Here is a 20,490-nt window from a genome sequence, read left to right as displayed (position 1 = left end):
GCAATTTAGCGCGAGGACTTACGTCTTTGAACCGAGTTTTGAAACGGTTTTTTGAAGATCGGCAAATTGCTTGGCCAAACGGGGCAGACGACGCAGGGCTTTGTACATTTCCAAATGGGTGTCCATCTTGACCGCGGGGTAGCCGAGAAGCACCTGACCGTTTGGCACTTTGCTGAGAATCTTGGTGGCGCCACCGCCAATGACATTGTCCCCAACCGTGGTGTTGTCCGTCACACCGACCTGGCCACCAAACACCACGTTGTTGCCAATGACCGTTGAGCCGGCAATACCAACCTGCGCTGCAAACAAGCAATCGTTGCCTACCACCACGTTGTGGGCGATGTGCACAAGGTTGTCGATTTTGCAGCCGTTGCCAATGCGTGTGTCACGGACGGTGCCATAGTCGATACATGTGTTGGCGCCGACTTCCACATCGTCGCCAATGGTCACAGCGCCAAGCGAGTGAATACGCGCCCAGGCCTGTTCAGTGACGTCGCCTTGATCGCCCAGCGAGGCGCGGGCTTTTTCCACACCGCTGGCCTCCGGGGTCACAAAAGACATGCCATCCGCCCCAATGCGCGCGCCTGGCTGGCACCAGAACCGGTCGCCAATGGTGACGCGCGCGCCAACGGAGACGTGGTCACGCAACATCCCATCGGAGCCAATGCGGCTGTCAGCGCCGATGTGGCAAAACGGGCCGATAACTGTGCCGGAATCGATTTGCGCGCGAGGCCCGATCACGGCATAGGGCGCGATGGTCACGCCCTCCCCAATGATCGCGGTATCATCAATCAATGCGGAGGTGTGGATGCCTTCGGGAAAATGTTGGCCCAAATCCATCATGCGGGACAGACCAGACATGGCATAGCGGCCGCGTTTGGCGGTGATTGCCGCCTCCAGCCCCATGCCCTGCCAATCCGCACCGTCCCAAAGCAATGCAACTCGTGCCTGCCCCTGGGACAGGCCATCAGCAAATTTGGGATTGGTCAGAAGCGCGATGTCATCAGGGCCGGCCGAAGCCGGCTCTGAGACACGTTCTACGATCAAGTCGGTGTTGCCATGCGCCTCCGCGTCAATTGCCGCAGCAATCTCTCGAACAGTAAACGCCATGCGCGGTCCTCCGAAATGACTTTGGAGGCGTTTTATCCCTGATGGGAGGTCAGCGCCACCCCTTCGTTGGCCAACGCATTCCAGATCTTGGCATCCCGACCATAGACATCACGACGGTATTGCACCGGACCTTTGGCCTCGGTGTAGGCGGTGCGGTAGATGATGTGTACCGGCAGCGGCACATCCAGATCCACGCGGGTTTCACGGCCTGTTTTCAAAGTCTTCTGGAAAAAGTCCTTTGGCTGACTCTCTTGTGGTTCCAGCAGAGTATAGGCAAAGTCAAACGGCTGATGCAGGCGGATACAGCCGTGGCTGTAAGCGCGGGTTTCGCGCTGAAACAAAGCCTTTTGCGGCGTGTCGTGCAGGTAGATATTGTGCTTGTTCGGGAACATGAACTTTACAAGCCCCAACGCATTGCGGTTACCTGGCGCCTGCTTCATGTCAAACGGGAAGTTGCGTGTGGTGAACTGGGAAAAGTCTACAGAACCCCGATCCACCGTCTGACCACGGCCATTCACCAGACGCAGGTAGCTCACGGCGTTCGGGTTGCGCTTCAGCATCGGCAGATATTCTTTGGTGGCAATCGAGCGCGGCACGTTCCAGGTCGGATTGATCACCATGTGAGTCATGGTGTCCGAGAACTCCGGGCTGCGGCGATCGGATTGGTTTTTGCCAATCACGGAACGGGTGCGGAAGGTCATCTTGCCATCATCCATCACCTTAGCGGTGAAGTCGGTCAAGTTAACCAGGATCTCGCGCCCAACGCTTTCACGGGTCAACCAGCGTTCCCGTTCCATTGCGACCATGATCGACTTCAAACGCTCCTCAGCGGACACGTTGATCTCGGTGATGGTGCCCTTACCTGCGACACCGTCACTCTCCAGACCATGGGCGATCTGAAATGCCTGAACGGCCTTTTCCATATCGCGGTCATACTGCGCGGTTGCCGAGCGTTGCATGAAACCCATGCGCATCAAGCGGTCGCGCAGCGCAATTACGGAGTTTCCAGAATTGCCTGGCTCCAGCTTGGCAACCGGCACGGTTGCGCCCCAACCGCCATTGGCGATCAGACGCTGCAAGCGCAGCTTCTCTTTCATCAGGCGAGTATATTCTTGGGTCTGTGGCGCCAGAGACCGAAGGAAAGCTTTGGGGTCTTCGGCGGCGGCAAAGCTGTGCATCAACTCGGTGCGGTCGCGGCGCTGAATTTCGCGCACAATGCCGTTATCGACACGGGACGGCACCAGCATGCCGGAATTGATGTCACGGGCATATTTCAAATAGGCTTTGGTCAAAGCCACTTCGACCATGCCAAGGTCGCGCACGCTGCGCGCACCGGCCATTTGCGCCACCAGTTGATCAGTGTTGTACCGTTCTGCAGGAAGCGCGTGATCTTCAACACGCCCCAGGGCCGCAATCAGCGCCTTGCGGCGGGCCACAAAGGAATCACCCTCGCCTGTCCACACTGGTTCATAGGCTGATTCCCGATAAAACGCCGCCACATCCGCGTCTCTGGCGGCGGCTTCCGCCACGGCCTGCTTAAAAGCCGGAAAAGCTTGCGCGCCATTTGTGAGCACCAAAACCGCAAAAATCGCAGCGAGAAAAGAGCCGAGAATTCCGCGCGTTAGCATCCTGTGAACCATGTTACATTCCCAAAGTCATAAAGCTGTCCTGTAGGGTGCTTGACTATAGTCTCACCTGTCCAATCACAAGTTTGCAAACTGAATAAACCTTTATTCAACTGTTGCCGTGTTACCCAGTTTGTGTTGGGGCTAGATGAAGGCCAATTCTTCATCAATTAAGCAAAGTTTCGCCGAAATTCGGCACTACGCTTGGTCAAGGCAGAAAAGAACTCTTGGTTGAAGATTCCCTATGTGTCATAAAAACCGCACATCTGAGGGGATCAAGATGAAATCACGGCCGCGTAACATCGCGGTGGCAGGTAAGTGACGGGACAGGCGCTGAAACATGAATGAACCAAAAGACGGCTCTCTGAGCATGACACGGCGCGGCCTATTGGGCGCGTTTGCAGCAACCGCACTTGTGGCGGCCCCCACCTACTCTAAGGCAGCAGGCTTCCTGCGCGGTGGTGGCGATATTCGCCGATTGAAGATGTACTCCGGTCGGACCGGGGAGCGCATCGACACCATCTATTGGGTCGAAGGCAAGTACATCAAAGACGCGGTGAAAGAAATCAACGCATTTATGCGGGATTGGCGCACCAACGATGTGATCGGCATCGACACACGCACCATCGACATCATGGCCGCGGCGCACAACCTTATGGATGTGAATGAACCCTATATGTTACTGTCTGGTTACCGCAGCCCAAAAACCAACGCGATGCTGCGCTCCCGCTCTCGCGGTGTGGCTAAAAACTCCCTTCACATGAAGGGCCAAGCCGCAGACCTACGCCTCGGTTCGCGCTCTGTGCACCAAATGGCAAAAGCAGCTGCGGCGTGCCGCGCCGGTGGTGTTGGCCGCTACTCGGGCTCCAACTTCGTGCATATGGACTGTGGTCCTGTGCGTACGTGGGGTCGGTAACAGCCCTCAAAGCTGGTGGCTGTCCCACCACCAGCTCACCAAGGTTTCCCAAGGCGCCGCTTTCGGCGCCTTTTGTTTTGTCAGGCCTTCGCCGGCTTGGCGTTTCGCGCCGTCAAACCTTCGCCCACAATCAGATCAAATTTGACCCGTACTGAGCTGAGTTCTTTGTAAAAATTCAGCAACAACCGCCAAGGACCGTTGATTTTCTCCAACGCTGAGATAGAGGCAACCACCGTGCCGATGTCGGCACGCCCCTCCATCATCAAAAAACCGCCGATCATCAGGATACCAACAAGGCCCATGCCGCTGAGAATATTCATCATGAACTTCATCGATAACTTCAGACGGAAGATACCGCGCCGGGTTTCATAGATTTCGTCAAAGTCATCCAACACCGCCTGTTGTGCGGCTATAACCTCGGCCAGGTTTTCTTCTGACAAAGTGCCTGTCGCATGGCGCAGCACAATGGTGCGCTCTTTGACCCGCTTGTTCACTCGCTCTTGCAACATCAGTACGATCAGCGCCTGCGGCACGACAATGGCCACGAGGAACCCGCCCAGATAGGGCTGTGTGGCAGCCACAAAGGACACCACCGAAACCAATGTGCCCAACTGCACCACCGGATTGGCCAAAGCCTGCCCGACAAATCGCCCCACCTCCTCGGCTTCGGCGGAGATGATGGTGGCTATGGTGCCTGTGGATTGTTTCTGGATCGCCAACTCCTGAGAGGTGTCATGCCGCGCTTCATAAACGGCGCTGCGGATGCGCCGGATGGTGGATTCGCCCAGAAGATTGCTGCGGTAGTTCAGTACAAACTTGAAGATGTTGGTCACCACAATGACCGCTAGATAGCCGCCACACATCCAGATCAAAGTGTTGACCTCAAGATCAGGGCCAAGGCTGTTTATGATGTCTTTTTGAAACTGGAGCGGCACGGCCGCCAAAGCGGCGACAACAAGGGAGAGCGCCACCAGAAGGATTTGCACCTTGCCAGTGGCGCGCAGAATACGGGCGTAGAAGCGGATCATTTTGATTTCCCGAAAGGGACCTGAGACCAGGCAATTTCGAAGAAAACTCAATCAGCTACATGGGGAATTGTCTAGCCTTCGTAGCGCCAGCCACCGCGCCGGTCCGCCAGTTCCCGCTCACCGGGCAGCAGCGTGCCCAGCTTGACCTGACCGGCCATGGATGCGGCAAGCGCTTGCTTGGGCGCGGTTTCAGTTTGCGCAGTGGGAGCAGCCGTTTCCGGCGCAACCTCAGGCGCTTGCGGCGCGGCGGGCGCCACATTATGCGCGGTCGCAGAGCTCCTGAGGGCATCGTCTTCCACGGGTTTCTTTCCGCCCAGTTGGACCACAACAAAAAAGGTCACGGCGGCAAGCGCTGCGGAGAGCAGCACGTTCCAGCCAAACCCCAAGATCGTAACCAGCAAAACCGCAAAAGCAGCCAGCAACGCGACTGTCGAACTTTTCTTCTTTGACTCTTGTGCCATGTCTGTTCCTCCCCGAACTGGCAAAACTATAGGGCTCCCCTGCTCCACCACCTAGAAAAACATAGGCTTTGCCTATTGGCCTTTGGTCGCAAAACATTGGAGACACAGACTTCCAGCTTTTAGATTGCCTGCATTTTATGCATTGCAAAGTCAATTTTCAGAGTCTCTCAACTTCTTCTCGCTAGTCGATATGGACCAACCAGTGGGAGCTGAAAATTGGATCAACTAGTAAAAGCCGCCTCCGCCGAAGATCTCTTTGCGCTGATCGACGCGGCACCAAATGACGTCCAAACCGGCCCGCTTGCAGGGCTAATGAAGGACGGCGATATTTCTGACCTGATGCTATCTGTGGCCGCCGGCGATTTTGACGCGGTGCGCGAAAACGCCAAAGTGGGCAGCGGCGTGAACTTTCAGGGCGCCTTTGGCACCAGCCCGCTGCTGTTTGCCGCCGCGCTGAAAGAGCCAACAATCTTCCGATTTTTGCTCGACAACGGCGCCCGGATTGACCTGAACCTCACCGCAGATGCCTCTGTTGTGACCTGGGCAGCACGCTATGGCTCGGTAGAAACCATGGCGGCGGTCATTGAAGCGGCCCTCAAACGGGAAGAGCGCTCCCACGCGATTTTCTATCAGGCGCTTGAAGGCGCGGCGCAGGCCCATGATCCGGCTGCAAAACTGGATCGTCTGGTCGGCTTTGGCTTCAATTTCATACTGCAAAGCCCACAAAAATGGGGGCCAATGCATGTCGCGGCCCGCTTGGGCAGTGTGGATGTCATCCAGAAGCTGGTCGGCTTTGGATTGGACGTTTCAGATCCGGGTGATGGTGGTCTCACACCATTGCATGTCGCCGTGGAAGCCTCAAACTACGAAACTCTCAAGGCCCTGGCGGCTCATGGCGCCGACTTGAACGCTCCGGCCAATCGTGGTGAAACACCAATTTTTTGCGCCACAAGCGATGACGGCGGACGTATGTTTGACGCGCTGGTCGAGATGGGCGCTGATGCGACCGCGCGACGGAAAGATGGCGGAACTATCCTGCACAAAGCAGCAGCGGCGGGCGATGTGCGCCTATTTGAGCGTCTGACTGGCAATGGCATTGGCCTGGAAGATAAGGACTCCAAAGGCAACACGGCGCTACACACGGCGTCTGCAGCCAGCCAGTTGGTGGCGATGCGGAAACTGCACGGATTGGGTGCAGATTTGGAAGCGCTGAATGCCCGTGGCGAAACGCCGATTTTCCTGACCATCAACGCGGACAATCCAGCAGCGTTCCGAGCGCTGGAAACCCTTGGTGCGGACTTGACCAAACACCGCAAATACGGCGCTAGCCTGTTGCATGATGCGGCACGGTGGGGACGTATGGAAGTGCTGCAAACCCTGCTGGAACGCGGCGTAAACGTGGATAGCAAAAACGAATTTGACGAAACGCCGCTGCATTTTGCGGCGAAATTTGGCCACGTCGAGGTGATCAAAAAACTGCATGAATTTGGCGCCAATCTGGAGGCTGAAAACAAGCAAGGCGAAACCCCGATTAACAGCTCAATGGAGGCTCTGGGCCGGGTGTCCTTTGCCACCCTTTCGCAGCTTGGCGCCAACACCAAGACACTCAACCGGTTTGGCGAAGGGCTGATTCACTCCTCCGCACGCTGTTCGGACTTCGAAATCTTTGAAAAAGTGATCGAAGAAGGTGTGGATGTAAACGCCACGTCCGAGATTGGCGAAGGCGCGTTCCACTACGCCGCGCGCTCGCCGTTGGCGCACAAGAAGTTCGAGGTGCTTACCCTCCTTGGCGCAGAAATCGAAGCCGAAGACGATCGCGGCCGCACCGCGATGCACTCCGCTGCGGAAGCCAAAAACATGCCAGGCATCAATGCGCTTTATGACATGGGCTTGAGCCCTGTGGCGCAGGACAAACAGGGCGTAACACCTCTGCATTTGGCCGCTGGCTCCAGCCGTTCCGAAGGCACCAAGGCGATCAAAACCCTGGTTGGCATGGGCGCAGATCCCAACGCCGTGGACAGCAACGGGCGCACGCCTTTGCACGCTGCCGCCGAATCCGGCCACGCCAGCAACATTCGCGCATTAATCAAGCTGGGCGCAAAAATCGACGTGGTGGATCCAAACAAGAACACCCCCTTGCACCTCGCGATCATTGCCGAGAAAAAAGACACCGCTGACGAGCTGTGCAAACAGGGTGCCAACATGGATGCGCGCAACGCGGATGAGCGTAACCCGCTGCACCTGGCCGGTCAGGCACAGACCCGACGCATGGCGCTGATCAATCTGTTGATTGACCGCGGGGCGGACATCAACTGGCGCACAGGTCTGGGTGAGACCGTGGCGCATATGATTGCCGAAGATGACGATCTGAAGCCGGTTGTTCTGATCCGTCATATGGAAGAGCTGGCGGACCTGGGTGTCGACTTCTACTTCCGCAACCGCAAAGGCCTCGGCGCGCTGCAAATTGCGCAAGAACACATCGAGAGCTTTGGCGAAGAGTGGGAACGTAAGAAGATCGCAGAAATCCGCAAGAAGCGCGGACGTGTCAGCAAGAAGTGATGCTTCAAGACTTAGAACGGGCGGCCACTTGGGCCGCCCTTTTTGTGTTCCCTACCCCGGAAGCAGGAACAGCGTGATTGCCGGGAAAGCCACCAACAAGATCACCCGGACAATGTCCGATCCCACAAACCAGATCACCGCCCGATAGGTCTCGACCATCGGGGTACTGCGATCCATTGCATTGATGATGAAGAGGTTCATGCCCACTGGCGGCGTGATCAACCCAACCTCAACCACGATCAGCACTAGAATACCAAACCAGATCGCAACATGTTCTGCGCTCATGCCAAAATCTAAGCCTAGGATCACCGGGAAGAAAATCGGCACGGTCAGGAGGATCATGCTGAGGCTGTCCATCAGGCAGCCAAACACCAAATAGAATGCTAGGATCAGGCACAGCACCATCCACGGCCCCAAACCAAGTCCAATCACCCAGTTGGATAGCTCCTGAGGCACCTGGCTCAGCGCGAGGAACCCGTTGTAGATACCTGCACCCAAAACAATAAAGAAAATCATCGCTGTGCTGGTCGCGGTGGAGATAATGCAGTCTTTCAGGATAGACCACGTCAAATTGCCTTTGACCAAGGCGATCAGGCCCGTGCCTGCCGCCCCCACAGCTGCGCCTTCGGTTGGGGTGAACCAGCCAAAGTAAATGCCGCCCACCACAGCGCCAAACACCAGAAGAACTGGCCAAACATCCAGAAGCGCGCGATAGCGCTCTGCCATTGGCACGGCTGGCCGCGTGCCTGCCGCGTCTGGATACAGGCGCACATAGATTGAGATGGTCAGCATGTAGCCCAAAGCGGCCAAGATGCCCGGGATGAAGGCAGCCAGGAAAAGCTTGGCGATATTCTGTTCGGTGAGAATGGCGTAAATCACCAGGATCACCGAAGGCGGGATCAGGATGCCCAAGGTACCGCCCGCTGCCAAAGTCGCGGTGGAAAAGCCGCCCGAGTAGCCGTAGCGGCGCATCTCCGGCAGGGCCACGCGGCTCATGGTGGCTGCGGTTGCCAAAGACGAGCCACAGATCGCACCAAAGCCCGCACAAGCGCCAACAGACGCCATGGCAACGCCGCCTTTCTTATGCCCCAACCAGCTCTCCGCCGCTTTGAACAGTGCTTTGGACATGCCGGATTGGGTTGCGAACTGCCCCATCAGCAAGAACATCGGAATGATGGTCAGCGAGTAGCTAGAGAAAGTTGTGTAGGTCTCTGACTTAAGTTTGGCCAAAAACATGTTGGGATTGCCGGTGACCATGTAAAGCCCGCCCAATCCACAGAGCATCATCGCAAGCCCGATCGGAGCACGCAGAAAGATCATCACCAGCAGCACCGGAAACGACAGATAGCCCAGTTCCAAGTTCGTCATTTTGCCGTTTCTCCAATCGCGGTCATGGAGCCGCGCCCTGTCAGGGCCGACCATATGCGCATGGCCGCGCAGTATACTGATACCAATGAGGCGACACAGGCCGCTGCGAAGCTGGCGGCATAGGCCCACCAGACTGGAAACTGCAGCAGGAAAGTGGTTTCGCCATAGGCGTATTTGCTTTGCAACCCGGCAAACAGGCGCCAAGTGATCAGCACGATCACCGCCGCCAGGACACATTCCCAAAAGGCAATCAGATAGCGGTTGGCGCGCTGCGGCAGGAAATTGGTGAAGACATCCACAGTGGCATGGGCACCGTGCAGCTGACAGATCGGCAGAAAGGCAAAGATGGCAAAGGCCACTCCGGCTTCCAGCAACTCAAAATCGCCATTGACCGAGCCAACCCCCGACGTTTGAAGCCACGTGGCAAAGCCATTGGCGACGCTCTCCAAAAACGCGGTATGCGCCAGGGTACTGATGGAGCGCCCCAGAATACTCACACAAGTTAGTAGAATTAACGCGGTGAGCACCAAACCGCCTAGAACCGCTGTGCTCTGCGCAATGGCGCGGATCGCCCTGTGCATATTGCCTCTCCCCCTGCCCGACTGACGTTGTTCGGGCAACGTCACTCCAGTTGGGAAACAGTGCTAGGGGGACGAAGCCGTGTTTGCCAGCAATTTCACAAAACGGCGCGAAGTTTTTGAGCTTTCATACCAATTTAGGAAACGGGGCATAACCGAAACGAACAGCAAAAGCGCAGAGCCGGTAAGGCCTGCGCTTTTGTTTTTAAAGGTAGTAGGCGTCACAACCCTTCGACGTTCACCCCCACGGTGATCGTGCCAATGAACTCGCCTTCATGCATGATAGGCGCACTCACTTGGCTCAGATAAGTCTGACTGGATTCGTCAAACTCAACATCACCAAAATGAATTTCACCGGTGTCGTGCGGCACCTGCCATTTGGCTTCGTCCCCTTGAAAGTAGTCGGAGGTGATATTGCTCTGACCAACGTTCAAGCCGCGCCCATCGACGACAAAAATCTCGGAGAAGAGTTGCGGAGACTGGTTTTTGTAACCCTTAAGCTGTTCAGATAACGCGTTGTGCCAAATGCCATCAATGAACTCGCGCCCCTCGGCACTGCCCGATTACCAAAGCGCATCCAGTTCGGCGACCTGATCATCCGAGTAGCTTGCTGTCTCTGCATTTTGCGCAATGATCGCTGCGACCACAGCCGGATCGGTAACCCAACCCGAAATGGTTGAGTCAACCAGACTTGTCAGCGTATCGCTGTAAGGGTTTCCTGCCGTTGCAGCGCTTGCCATCACGCAAATAGCAGCAGTCGCGCTCAAAAATTTAATCATCACATGTCCTTTCCTCGGTGGCATCTGCGAGAGCGGCTACAGCTCAAACATCAGCCTTCAATTTGTTTGCCGGTCAAAAAATTTGAACGAAGAAGAATTACTGGAATCTAAATTTGATTCTCCGGGAGCGCGAAGCGAACAATCAAAAAACAAGGCGCATGGCAAAACCACCTGAAGTTTGCCGATCTAAGAATTTAATTAAAAGGAAAAATTACCAAAATGACCAAATTCGTGAAACTTGAATCAACCCATTGACTGCCACAATCAGTAAGAGACGAACGTAAGATCACAACCCGCATAGGGATTGCTGCGCTGCAAAATCGAGCACAGTTCATATTCTAATTCTGTTAGCGAGGTGGTGCCCAAGGAGAGACTCGAACTCTCACGATGTTGCCATCGGGGGATTTTGAATTTTATCGACTTTACGGAAATTCAACAACTTAACGAAATTTACCCACACCGACAAACCATGAACAAAATGGCAATGTGTGAGTGAGCTTGAAACGCCATTTCGCACCGATTACCTCGACCTCATGAAAGCGTGCGATTGGCCATTCAAAACCGTGGAAATACACTGTAACCACTGCAACCAGTCCAGGTCATTTAGCAAGGCAACCTTCGTAGAGCTGGTTGGTACAGACACTGAATTGTCCACGGCCCGCCGCACAATCTCCTCGGGATGCCCCTCATTGAAAGCCAACCCCGATCACATCTCCCTGATCTACAACAGCCCTGCCCGCGCCTCGCGGTTTGAGATGATCAGCTCCTGGACCTTCTTGCCGCCGGTCTTTGCTATCGTGTAGCTGAGCCGCACCTCATCGATGTGGAAACTATCAAACCACTCGCGGATCTCGGGCGTGTCGTTGATCGACATGACAAAGCCCGTTGATCTCGGAGAGCTGCGCCGCCATGCGCAAAGTCTTCCCGACAGAACATCTCCATCATGCCCTACCGACTGAAGCGGAGGAGGAGCATTCCGAGAACCGCTACGGATAGAGGTAATCACCCAAGCCTTGTTCTCGCCCAGCGAAGCCATCAGTTGAATGGCCGTGCCGCCCCTTTCATTTTGGCCGAGTTGGCCAAAGTGTGCCGCATGTCCATGTACAAAGACAACAGACCTTCCGACATTTTAATCGTTTCATCACTTTCGATCCGCAGCACCCAATCCTCGATCTTTTGCTCAAGAAAAACAGGATTTTGGTTCACAGAATGAAGGTTTATCTTATCAAAAATAGGCACGAAACTCTCCTAACTGCCATTAAAATGGCACTAGTTTGACAAAAGCCCCCGATTAGTTTTGTGCCGTGAGTGATAGTGTCCCGCAATCCCGTCAGATTTGTCCCCACAAACGGGACGGGAGACTGCCTTGCGGTGGTCAAATGGCTTTCTTTAAAACTCTATCACAGTTTTGGCGACTCCGCCACCCCCATAAGTTTAATGAGATTTCAACATCTAAGCGCTATAAGTGTTCGCACCCAATTGAGTACATGTTTTCCTGTATCCTGGCTCATCGGGTATCTAGAGGAACTGCAAGGCCTCGCCAAATCCTCTCAGGGCCAGGCTTTCGTGCCGCCGAGCCAAAGGGCAACGGGCAACAATTTACCAAACTGTGGTCATTGTCGCCATTATAGTTTTCTGCTTAGCATGACACCATTCACGCGTGAGTCGGGCGACGATAAGGCGTTTCATGTCGGTGCAGCCCCTACCCCAAGCTCAGCTGTATGGTGGGCGGTGTTCGCGCACCGCCTGCCCCCAAACCTTGCCTCACTGTAAACTAGAGGGGCGCTATCGCCCAACCTTTCACCATCCGCAGTTCCTCTCCCCATAACGGTTCTGGGCATCTATCGTTTCGGCGGTGTCGCGATCTCCTGTCACCACGGCCTCAGCAACCGTCCGCTTAAAGTGGATGGGTCGCGCAATATCGCAGAAATCTCCAGCGGGAGATTGAGAGCAGGCGCTAGTTACGAGTGAGCTGGTCAATAAGAGCGGTATCGTCTTGCGTCTCCACATCTCGATCTATCTCCTGTTTGCTTTGGATGGCATCAAGGCGGGCTTTGTTCCGCAGGGCTTCTGTTTTGCGCCTCTGATCGTTCTTCGCATCGATGCAAAGCCATGCAAGCAAGACGACCACAAACGCGCTGAGTGCGGCCCATACTGCCGCCTTGGAGGGTAGGAAGCGCAGCATCACCGCGCCCCTCCTGCCCATTTGCGAAGCCGCTCGCGCGCAATCCAGCCCAGCCCGATCAGCGCAACAGCAGAAAAGCCCAAGAGGATATACTGAGCCAAAGGGTCCAGCTTGCCCAATGCGGTTAGAACACCCCCTGCCCCCGCCGCCGCAGTACCGGCAACGGCGCGGATCGTTGAGGACTGAGCCGGTGAACTGCGCTCCGCGTCTGCCTTTGGTGTTGCTTCAATGATTGCAGCATCCGTAAGAAACAGTTCGCGCTCGGCCGCACGGCGGCGGGTAAGCCCGCGCAAGACCTTGCCGCCAGCCTTATTGAACCATGTCAGCGCTTCGGCAGCGCCCTCAATATCCCCCGCGTTGAAGCGGCGCAGGCAGGTAGATCGGCTGAACGCCCCAACGCCAATGTTATAAGCGAGAGACAGCATCGCACCGAACTCATTGTCATTTGGCGCGCGACGGAACATGGGTCTGATTTGATCCGCAAAGCGTTCAAGCCCCTCCCACAGCATTTGCTCCGCAAAGGGCTTGGTCCACGTTTCACCCACAGACACGCCTGGACCAAAGCCCGCGCTGTTGGTGTAGCCGTAACCAATGGTGAGCACACCAACCGGATCGCGATACGCAGTTAGCTCAAGACCTTCAAAGCGCTTCACAAGGTCTAAGGTGGCTTGGTTTATGTTCATGTGTTTCTCCATAAAAAAACCCGCCAGAGGCGGGTGGGTTGAGGTTGGTGGCGAGATGCGCCAGCATGGAAAGACCTTCGAGGAAAGCTCCTAGGGTCAGGACTCATAGCCAGTAAATAACGAGAGCTGCGAGGGCGATGGCGGACAGGAAGACCTTCGGGCATCTGTCGTATCGAGTTGCGACACGCCGCCAATCCTTCAACCTGCCGAACATGATTTCGATCTGGTTGCGCCGTTTGTAGCGGCGCTTATCGTACTTTACAGTCTTTTTGCGCCGCTTTCGACCAGGGATGCAAGCGCGTATCCCTTTGTCTTTCAACGTTTCTCGGAACCAATCGGCGTCATAACCCCGATCTCCAAGCAGCCAGTCCACTTTGGGCAATCTGCTCACCAATGCCCGCGCGCCGATGTAGTCGCTGACTTGCCCGGCTGTAACGAACAGGTTGAGAGGGCGTCCCCGGCTGTCGCAGATGGCGTGCAGCTTGGTATTCATACCGCCCTTGGTTCGGCCAATCAGGCGTCCTCGCCCCCCTTTTTGACGCCCAAACTGGTCGCGGTTCGGTGAGCCTTGAGGTAGGTGGCGTCAATCATCACAGTCCTCTCTTCGCCGTGTTCGGCAGCCAGACCTACCATCATCTGCGCGAAGATACCTTTGTCGCTCCAACGCTTCCAACGGTTGTACAGCGTCTTGTGCGGCCCGTACTCCCCAGGTGCATCGCGCCACCGCAACCCATTGCGATTAATAAAGATAATCCCGCTCAAGACACGTCGATCATCGACGCGTGGTTTGCCGTGGGATTTAGGAAAGAAGGGCTCAAGACGCGCCATCTGCGCGTCCGTCAACCAGAAAAGATCAGACATGTTCACCGCTCGTTTTCAAACCGTGAAGCATGCCATTAGACGGAAATCAATGGGTCCTGACCCTAAATCGCCGCCCTGCCCGCCTCACGCCAGTTTCTTCTGACAATAGACCCAAATTCCATCGACCAAGATCATATGCGGCACAGTTAATGCTGCTAGCCCAACGAATATCACAAGCACGAAAGCCTGATCAAACACAACATAAGATATCAGCAACCAAAATGCGGCAGATGCTAATACAATTGTGGCGAGAGTGTAAATAATTGTCAGAGATATAAAATTCCTACGTTCCTGCCTCGGCACAGCCACTGCAATACTTTTAAAATGTCTTGGACTATGAAGGGCACAAAAATATACTGTAAAGAAAAGCAAAGGAGGCAGAGCATAAGCAAAAAAAACAATGGCTAAAATGGTCACAGCTGAAATCGTAGTTTTGGTGACGCTTGATTTGCGTAGCAAAGAAAGGGTCATCGAAGCCAAAACCAAAATTGGTCCAAGGGTTTGCATATATCCGACGAAGTCAACCGAATTCGTGATTGACAAAAGTTGAAACAATTCTGCAGTGGAATTTGAGTGGAACAAGGCTGGCAGAGCTATAATACAACTACCAAACAGCATTCTATCAAGGGGCTTTTGCGCACCGCCATCCTCACCGAAATGCCATGCAGTAGTAATAATAAATATAAGAAACATAGCGTCCGGAGCTAAAAACCAAGCGCCAACAACCAAACCGGATATTAAAACATATGCAACGACAAACGCGCAAGCTGATTTCAGGTCTTTGGTAAAACCAGTTTTCTGGGCAAGGTAGCCATCAATTGCTCCGTGTGGAATCCCAAATATGCTTACACCAACGCCCAATATGGCCAGCATTAATGTCAACGACACATCAATAAGAAGAACGTTGTACAGGAGAACGGTCAAAAAACCTGTGGCCACAAAAGTAAGCTGCATTTTATCACTTTTTATCATGGGTTTTGCCTTTTTAGTCGTGCATGCCGGTTTCCAAGACAGAGCGTAAGAATGGTTTTTTCGGCAAGGACCATATTACTTTTGCCCAAATTCCCACCCCAGGTTTTTGGCTGATAAATCTGCCAAATTCATCGCCGCTTAGGTGTTCGGCGATCGATATAAACCAATCAGAAGAGGCAGAAGGATCGGCCAAAAATGCCCTGAGGAAAATGTGATCCTTTGTACTTTTCTGTGCTACGGGGACACTCTTCGCCAAATCATAATCGCCAGAAGCAAACGCTTTTGCAAACCCGAATGCCCATTCCTGAATGCGCAAAAATCCGTATCCAGTTGCAGGTCGCAAAGCACCGTTAGCCTGGCCAGCAAGAATAGTTCGAGAGCCCGGTTGTAACTCAAGAGGTGCTTGTCCCATGGGAAGACACCCCCGCTCCCAGCGCTTTACGGAAAACTTGCCTTTTGTCAGATCGGCAAGGTCGCGCCTAAATTCTAAATCCAATCGAAAAGGGTCAATCCGCGCTGGCGCAAATCTGGTAGTTTGAACCAAAGCATGTCGCGGACTATGGGGCAGCACATAGGTGAATTTCAGGCCAGAACTGTCACTGATCATATTCGTCATTATCTGAGCAGCTGTAGAATCAAAGCTGTCTTCAGTTAATTCAACATCACCACCACTGAATACTTGCCAAACCTTGGAAACATCTGTGTCGGTGTGGCGCGGGCGGGTATCAACAACGTAATCGGCGTGGATCTGGCCCATGCTCGTTTCAATCCCCACGTAACCACTTTGCTCGTTTGGCGGGCCCGCTTGGGCGCCTTGCCAGAAAGAAACGTTTTGCTTACCTTTTAGACACGCTAAATTATCTTTATAGAAATCAATTGCTCTTATCTGTTGATAAGAAAGGGCAAAACCTGAGTGTTGGACACAACGTCCTGCTTTGGAAAAAACCCAAGATTTCCATTTTTTATGCACTAAGTGCCTGTCGGCACTGCTATCCGCAGCCCAGAAGGACCACGTTCGATCGCCTAAATATTCTTGCCGGGGCTCGACTATGATCATCGGCTTGTCATAGCCCCTTTTTATCAGCCGGCTGGCGACAGAAAGACCGGCACAACCGCCACCCAGGATTGCTAAATGGCATCGGTAGGTCATTGGCCTATCAACCGAATTTTATTAACATTTCTGATGTCGGCGTGGAGCTGGATGTCATGCGCTGTCACTTTCTGACGCAAAACGGGATCGGTATAGAAGTTCCAAAGCGCCCGTCCCGCCAATGCCAATTTTCGGCCCTTGCTCACAACGACACGCCCTTGCCAGGTCTTGCAGTCTTTCCGCCGCAGCTTAACGCCGATTTCCCGATAAACCGTGCTAGCAACAAGGATAGAAAATCGCGGGCGACCAGGTAGGTAGGCTAGGCCGTGGCGGGCACTTTCATAATAGATATCGGCGAGGTCAAGAAGGCCTCTAGCCGCCTGTTGCAGAACAGGTTTCAAGTCTTTAGTGGGGTTCGCGATGCCGTATGGGTGAATGTCCTGAACCCAATCTCCGGGGATATATCGACGGTCATTTTCGGCGTCTTCTTGGATGTCGCGCGCGATATTGGTCAGTTGCATAGCGATACCCAAATCAATCGCGAAGGGGCGTGCACGGGGGTTTTTTGTACCAAATATGTCGCACATCATAATGCCTACAGTGCCGGCCACCGCGTAAGCGTATTGGATCAACTGTGCCTTCGTTTCGATCCGAACCGGATCTAGGTCTGACAGCACCCCCGACAGCAAATCCCGCGCTGGGGAAATGTCCATTTGGGTTTCCCGTGCCAAGTCTATAAAATCCTTGATCCAGTAATCAGATGCGTTTTGGTCCACAAGTTGTAAATCGACGTTTTTCAATTCCGCACGGGCTACGTCGGGGTTTGGGCTGTCGTCGGCTATATCATCCAGCCTACGGCAAAACGCATATAGCCGCGCACCGTTTATCGCGTGGTCGCTCGATAAAAATGCACGTGCAAAGTTGAATGACTTTCCATTGTTTGCGAGGATTTTCGCGGCTTCTTCTGCGTTGCTCAATGGGGCTGATGTCATAAATTACACCGCCGTAACTTGGGGGATCAGTTGATCCAGAACCTTAGCAGAGGAAATCACACCCGGCAGACCCGCACCGGGATGGCTGCCTGCCCCCACTATATACAGGTTGTCGGGGCCCTCTGCCTTATTGTGGAACCGGAACCAGGCAGATTGGGTGAATTTCGGCGCAATTGAAAAGCCCGCGCCGGCAGGACTTAAGTATCTGGATTCAAAGTCTGATGGTGTCATAAAGAAGCTATGAGCTAGATTATCCTTAACGCCGGGCAAAATGGAGCCATTCAACGCGTCGAAAATTCGCGGTGTCAGGCGTGGGCCCTGATCATCCCAGTCGATACCGCCTTGCATGTTTGGCACCGGTACAAGCGCATAGAAACTATCGCACCCTTCTGGTGCAAAACTGGGGTCAGTTGCCGTTGGACGGTGCAGGTACATGGAGAAATCATCGGCCAATACTTTTCGGTCGAAAATATCACTTAGCAGTTCCTTATAACGCTTACCCAGCCATATGGTGTGATGCTCGACATCGGGATAAGTCATATTGGTTCCAAAGAACAAAACGAATAACCCCATGGATTTAGATGCATATTTGGTTTTCAATTTTGCGCTTCGGCTCACAGCTTTTGCATCGACCATTTTATCATAAAGATGCGCAGGATCCGCGTTAGAAATCACCAGGTCAAAGGGTATTTCTTCTCCATTATCTGTGCGAACCGATTGGATTGTCTTTCCGACGGTAGGAAGTGCGATTACAGTTTCATTCAGTCGAACCGATATACCTTCTTCTTTCATGAGCTTGGCAAAAGCATCCACCAAAGCCCCCGTTCCACCCATCGTAAAATGGACGCCGAATTCACGTTCAAGAAAGTGTATCAGGTTGTAAATACATGTTGTATCAAATGGGTTACCCCCGACGAGCAGGGGCTGAACGGAAAACGCCTGCCGCAATTTATCGTGCTGGATGTGGCCGCTGACTAGTCCCCAAACAGAACGATAAACCCTCAATCGCAGCATTTGCGGTAAGATTTTAAGCATATCCATCAGGCGATGAAACGGCTGATTTGCCAACTGCTCATACCCAACTCGGTAAAGACGTTCAGAATCCTTATACAGAGCTTCGTAGCCGCTTACGTCACGTGGATTAATCCGGCGTATTTCATTTTTGATCTTCTCAGGTGAACCACCATAGTCAAAATGGTCCCCATCAGGAAAGGAAAAGCGATACCATGTTTCCAAAGGTACGATATCGACGTAGTTAGAAATTTCCTTGCCAAAAAGTTCAAATAGCTCGGACAATACCTGAGGCGCTGTTATCACAGTCGGGCCGGCATCATATTTGAATCCGTCTTTTTCAAAAACCTGCGCGCGGCCTCCAAGCCGGGAACAACGGTCGAATACAGTTACATCGTAACCTTTTGCGCGCAGGCGCAATGCTGCTGCGATTCCACCAAAGCCTCCTCCGATTACAGCAGCATTTGTCATCTGATCACCTCATTTCAGTTAGCGTCAACGAAACGTTGCGCCAGTAAATCAAGGCCTCGGCCAGAACCATGCGGTAACTCAGCTGCGAGGCGCTTAGCTTTCCTGGCCCGCTCAGATGCATAAACCTTTGCTTGAGCTATAACTTCGTCCCGTGACCCAACGAGCAAAGAGGTAAAGTTTAATGCCCCTTTTTCCCTATCTTGGTCCATGTCCTTAATGTCATCTGTTACCTGATAAGCAATTGCGATTTCATAGCTGGCCTGTTGTGCCGTAGAAATGGAGTCTGCCCGCCCTGCGGCGATTAGACAAAGCTCAACGGGCAGCCCCAACAGCGGGCCGGATTTCATCATGGCGATTTTCTCGTAGGCTTGCTGAGAATAGTCACTGGCTTCTAAATCAGCCTGCTGACCAACAATCACTTCTTCAGTGTTATAGTGCATATGTGCAACCAATTCATTCAGTCGTTCGTTTTTACAACAAGCCAACGCAGCATAAGAGGCTGATATAAATAAATCGCCCGTACAAACAGCAGCGTTTTTTCCGAACTTTTGCCAAACGGCTTCTTTACCGCGTCGAACTGTATCAGCATCTTGGAGATCGTCGTGCAAAAGAGACGCATTATGCAAAATCTCAGTGGCTGATGATATTGCTACGCTTGTTTGTTCGCTTAATCCCAATGCGTACGCCGCTTGCAAGGCCAGTCTTGCTCTTACTCTTGATCCACCAGCAGTGAGGTGATGATACCCGGCTTCGCGTATAGTGCTGGCCGTATCAGGTAGCAGGCTTAGCATCATGTCTTCTACATGTGCGAGCAACTGCAACTCATATTGATATCGAGAAAGGTCTTTCACATTAGCCCCCGAAATTTGATCGGTGTCCGCTTTTTAGCGGGCACCGATATATTTTTAGGCAGCGCTTTCGTTCGCGTCACTGGAGGTGGCAGCGGCCCAGATTACAACGCCAAATGCAATTTTGTTCACGAAATCTGCCAAATTATAGACAAGGTTCAAAGCGTCCGGCGAAGCCGCGCCCATGTAACCTAGCAGATAACCTAAGGGGTAGATCGACCAACCAACGGTTACGATCAAACGGAGTGCATTGAATGCTTTCTTTGATGCGATCGTGCCAGAATTCGCGCTGATCTTGCTCGCTTCACCCAGAAAGATCTCGTAGATGATGTAAATCCAGCCGGCCATGCCAAGAATGAACATCGGCCACAGCCACGAACCCTGTTCTACTTCGCCTAAATAGCCTGCGATCAACATAACCAACGACGCAGCCAGCAGGCGCCAGAACAAGGACGCTTTAACCACAGCGATTGCCGACAGGATCAAGAAAAATTCTATAATCTGAAGCGGTACAGTCAAAAGCCAATCAACATACCGGAATACGGTCGGACTTTCGCCGGTCATTGCCCACACTTCCCTCATGTAGAAGTAGTGAATTGCGGCGATACCCGTCACCATCGCTGCAACCGTAAGCGAAGTCTTCCATTTCCCATGAGCGCGATCACGTTCTACCCAGAAAAAGAAAGTTGCCGCGACCATTGCGGCACTTATTATCCAAAATGATACTCCGACGTAGTCGGCGGGGTTCAACATTTTTGTATCCATTGTCTTCTCCGTTTCCAGCTTCAGATTTACCGGTCCTCGTAATGACACTTACTTTCCGGTGATTTCTTTGACCTTTGCTAGCTGTATTGCTACTTTCTAACGCCTTCTAACGCATCAAGGCCAACAGTGAAGAGTTGCAAATAGCCACTGTCGTGTCATTCAAACGCTTGCTACCAATAGCGTAATTG

21 protein-coding genes are annotated in these 20,490 nt (G+C 53.3%); 2 read left to right on the top strand and 19 right to left on the bottom strand.

Annotation, left to right across the window (positions count from 1 at the left end; all coding sequences use genetic code 11):
- Positions 1-18 precede the first annotated feature (18 nt).
- Both lpxD and SIB38_RS13090 read right to left on the bottom strand, forming a co-directional pair.
- Complete coding sequence (gene lpxD, locus SIB38_RS13095; protein ID WP_294118805.1) at positions 19-1,110, bottom strand: UDP-3-O-(3-hydroxymyristoyl)glucosamine N-acyltransferase; 1,092 nt, start codon at positions 1,108-1,110, stop codon at positions 19-21.
- 32 nt (positions 1,111-1,142) lie between these two features.
- Positions 1,143-2,750: a L,D-transpeptidase family protein gene (locus tag SIB38_RS13090; RefSeq protein WP_412550330.1), complete on the bottom strand. Its 1,608-nt coding sequence runs from the start codon at positions 2,748-2,750 to the stop codon at positions 1,143-1,145.
- Between the two features lie 325 nt (positions 2,751-3,075).
- On the opposite strand from SIB38_RS13090, the gene SIB38_RS13085 reads away from it, so the two are divergent.
- The gene (locus SIB38_RS13085) at positions 3,076-3,651 is read left to right on the top strand and encodes a YcbK family protein (protein ID WP_294118802.1); all 576 of its coding nucleotides are present in this window, start codon (positions 3,076-3,078) and stop codon (positions 3,649-3,651) included.
- Positions 3,652-3,731: 80 nt separating this feature from the next.
- On the opposite strand, the gene SIB38_RS13080 is transcribed toward SIB38_RS13085, so the two are convergent.
- The gene (locus tag SIB38_RS13080; protein ID WP_294118801.1) at positions 3,732-4,679 is read right to left on the bottom strand and encodes an ABC transporter ATP-binding protein; all 948 of its coding nucleotides are present in this window, start codon (positions 4,677-4,679) and stop codon (positions 3,732-3,734) included.
- 71 nt (positions 4,680-4,750) lie between these two features.
- Complete coding sequence (locus SIB38_RS13075; protein ID WP_294118799.1) at positions 4,751-5,140, bottom strand: hypothetical protein; 390 nt, start codon at positions 5,138-5,140, stop codon at positions 4,751-4,753.
- Positions 5,141-5,356: 216 nt separating this feature from the next.
- Between SIB38_RS13075 and SIB38_RS13070 the strand changes: the two genes are divergently transcribed.
- Positions 5,357-7,699 carry an ankyrin repeat domain-containing protein gene (locus tag SIB38_RS13070; RefSeq protein WP_294118797.1) on the top strand — a complete coding sequence of 781 codons (2,343 nt, stop codon included), beginning with the start codon at positions 5,357-5,359 and terminating at the stop codon, positions 7,697-7,699.
- Positions 7,700-7,750: 51 nt separating this feature from the next.
- Here SIB38_RS13070 and SIB38_RS13065 read toward each other — a convergent pair whose 3' ends face one another.
- From SIB38_RS13065 to SIB38_RS12995, 15 genes are all read right to left on the bottom strand, one after another.
- Complete coding sequence (locus SIB38_RS13065; RefSeq protein ID WP_294118795.1) at positions 7,751-9,067, bottom strand: TRAP transporter large permease; 1,317 nt, start codon at positions 9,065-9,067, stop codon at positions 7,751-7,753.
- Positions 9,064-9,648, bottom strand: coding sequence for a TRAP transporter small permease (locus SIB38_RS13060; RefSeq protein WP_412550329.1), 585 nt, complete (start codon positions 9,646-9,648; stop codon positions 9,064-9,066). Before SIB38_RS13060 ends, SIB38_RS13065 begins: the two co-directional genes overlap by 4 nt.
- A 218-nt stretch (positions 9,649-9,866) precedes the next feature.
- Positions 9,867-10,172 (bottom strand): hypothetical protein, encoded by a 306-nt coding sequence (locus tag SIB38_RS13055; RefSeq protein WP_412552042.1) that lies wholly within the window; start codon positions 10,170-10,172, stop codon positions 9,867-9,869.
- A 36-nt stretch (positions 10,173-10,208) separates the two neighbouring features.
- A complete protein-coding gene (locus SIB38_RS13050) occupies positions 10,209-10,424 on the bottom strand; it encodes a hypothetical protein (RefSeq protein ID WP_412550328.1) in 216 nt (71 codons plus the stop codon).
- A 721-nt stretch (positions 10,425-11,145) separates the two neighbouring features.
- Positions 11,146-11,298 carry a hypothetical protein gene (locus SIB38_RS13045; RefSeq protein WP_412550327.1) on the bottom strand — a complete coding sequence of 51 codons (153 nt, stop codon included), beginning with the start codon at positions 11,296-11,298 and terminating at the stop codon, positions 11,146-11,148.
- Between the two features lie 161 nt (positions 11,299-11,459).
- Entirely contained in the window at positions 11,460-11,663 is a 204-nt protein-coding gene (locus SIB38_RS13040) for a hypothetical protein (protein ID WP_412550326.1), read from the bottom strand.
- 718 nt (positions 11,664-12,381) lie between these two features.
- Positions 12,382-12,609, bottom strand: a complete 228-nt coding sequence (locus SIB38_RS13035) for a hypothetical protein (RefSeq protein WP_412550325.1) — start codon at positions 12,607-12,609, stop codon at positions 12,382-12,384.
- On the bottom strand, positions 12,609-13,292 hold the full coding sequence (locus SIB38_RS13030; protein WP_412550324.1) for a lysozyme: 684 nt from the start codon (positions 13,290-13,292) through the stop codon (positions 12,609-12,611). The genes SIB38_RS13035 and SIB38_RS13030 overlap by 1 nt, the downstream gene beginning before the upstream one ends.
- A gap of 103 nt (positions 13,293-13,395) precedes the next feature.
- Positions 13,396-14,153 (bottom strand): IS5 family transposase gene (locus SIB38_RS13025; RefSeq protein ID WP_412550323.1). Its coding sequence is split into 2 segments (ribosomal slippage): positions 13,396-13,832 and positions 13,832-14,153, totalling 759 coding nucleotides; the frame shifts between segments, so codons are not numbered across the junction.
- 84 nt (positions 14,154-14,237) lie between these two features.
- Positions 14,238-15,125, bottom strand: coding sequence for a Brp/Blh family beta-carotene 15,15'-dioxygenase (locus SIB38_RS13020; RefSeq protein ID WP_412550322.1), 888 nt, complete (start codon positions 15,123-15,125; stop codon positions 14,238-14,240).
- A gap of 13 nt (positions 15,126-15,138) precedes the next feature.
- Positions 15,139-16,275: a lycopene cyclase family protein gene (locus tag SIB38_RS13015; protein ID WP_412550321.1), complete on the bottom strand. Its 1,137-nt coding sequence runs from the start codon at positions 16,273-16,275 to the stop codon at positions 15,139-15,141.
- Positions 16,272-17,192: a phytoene/squalene synthase family protein gene (locus SIB38_RS13010; protein WP_412550320.1), complete on the bottom strand. Its 921-nt coding sequence runs from the start codon at positions 17,190-17,192 to the stop codon at positions 16,272-16,274. Before SIB38_RS13010 ends, SIB38_RS13015 begins: the two co-directional genes overlap by 4 nt.
- A gap of 18 nt (positions 17,193-17,210) precedes the next feature.
- Entirely contained in the window at positions 17,211-18,689 is a 1,479-nt protein-coding gene (crtI, locus tag SIB38_RS13005; RefSeq protein WP_412550319.1) for a phytoene desaturase family protein, read from the bottom strand.
- A gap of 14 nt (positions 18,690-18,703) precedes the next feature.
- Positions 18,704-19,540: a polyprenyl synthetase family protein gene (locus SIB38_RS13000; RefSeq protein WP_412550318.1), complete on the bottom strand. Its 837-nt coding sequence runs from the start codon at positions 19,538-19,540 to the stop codon at positions 18,704-18,706.
- A gap of 54 nt (positions 19,541-19,594) precedes the next feature.
- On the bottom strand, positions 19,595-20,302 hold the full coding sequence (locus tag SIB38_RS12995) for a bacteriorhodopsin-like (RefSeq protein ID WP_412550317.1): 708 nt from the start codon (positions 20,300-20,302) through the stop codon (positions 19,595-19,597).
- Between the last annotated feature and the right edge of the window lie 188 nt (positions 20,303-20,490).

This window comes from Shimia sp. MIT910701 (assembly GCF_047126315.1).
GTDB lineage: Bacteria > Pseudomonadota > Alphaproteobacteria > Rhodobacterales > Rhodobacteraceae > Shimia.
This window is presented reverse-complemented; position numbering and strand designations above follow the sequence as displayed.

Excerpts from the sequence above, each read along its gene's own strand:
- SIB38_RS13090 (WP_412550330.1), bottom strand. The coding sequence starts at position 2,750 with ATGGTTCACAGGATGCTAACGCGCGGAATTCTCGGCTCTTTTCTCGCT.
- SIB38_RS13085 (WP_294118802.1), top strand. The coding sequence starts at position 3,076 with ATGAATGAACCAAAAGACGGCTCTCTGAGCATGACACGGCGCGGCCTA.
- SIB38_RS13015 (WP_412550321.1), bottom strand. The coding sequence starts at position 16,275 with ATGACCTACCGATGCCATTTAGCAATCCTGGGTGGCGGTTGTGCCGGT.
- SIB38_RS13050 (WP_412550328.1), bottom strand. The coding sequence starts at position 10,424 with ATGATTAAATTTTTGAGCGCGACTGCTGCTATTTGCGTGATGGCAAGC.
- crtI (WP_412550319.1), bottom strand. The coding sequence starts at position 18,689 with ATGACAAATGCTGCTGTAATCGGAGGAGGCTTTGGTGGAATCGCAGCA.
- SIB38_RS13045 (WP_412550327.1), bottom strand. The coding sequence starts at position 11,298 with ATGTCGATCAACGACACGCCCGAGATCCGCGAGTGGTTTGATAGTTTC.
- SIB38_RS13060 (WP_412550329.1), bottom strand. The coding sequence starts at position 9,648 with ATGCACAGGGCGATCCGCGCCATTGCGCAGAGCACAGCGGTTCTAGGC.
- lpxD (WP_294118805.1), bottom strand. The coding sequence starts at position 1,110 with ATGGCGTTTACTGTTCGAGAGATTGCTGCGGCAATTGACGCGGAGGCG.
- SIB38_RS13065 (WP_294118795.1), bottom strand. The coding sequence starts at position 9,067 with ATGACGAACTTGGAACTGGGCTATCTGTCGTTTCCGGTGCTGCTGGTG.
- SIB38_RS13080 (WP_294118801.1), bottom strand. The coding sequence starts at position 4,679 with ATGATCCGCTTCTACGCCCGTATTCTGCGCGCCACTGGCAAGGTGCAA.
- SIB38_RS13020 (WP_412550322.1), bottom strand. The coding sequence starts at position 15,125 with ATGATAAAAAGTGATAAAATGCAGCTTACTTTTGTGGCCACAGGTTTT.
- SIB38_RS12995 (WP_412550317.1), bottom strand. The coding sequence starts at position 20,302 with ATGGATACAAAAATGTTGAACCCCGCCGACTACGTCGGAGTATCATTT.
- SIB38_RS13035 (WP_412550325.1), bottom strand. The coding sequence starts at position 12,609 with ATGCTGCGCTTCCTACCCTCCAAGGCGGCAGTATGGGCCGCACTCAGC.
- SIB38_RS13075 (WP_294118799.1), bottom strand. The coding sequence starts at position 5,140 with ATGGCACAAGAGTCAAAGAAGAAAAGTTCGACAGTCGCGTTGCTGGCT.
- SIB38_RS13030 (WP_412550324.1), bottom strand. The coding sequence starts at position 13,292 with ATGAACATAAACCAAGCCACCTTAGACCTTGTGAAGCGCTTTGAAGGT.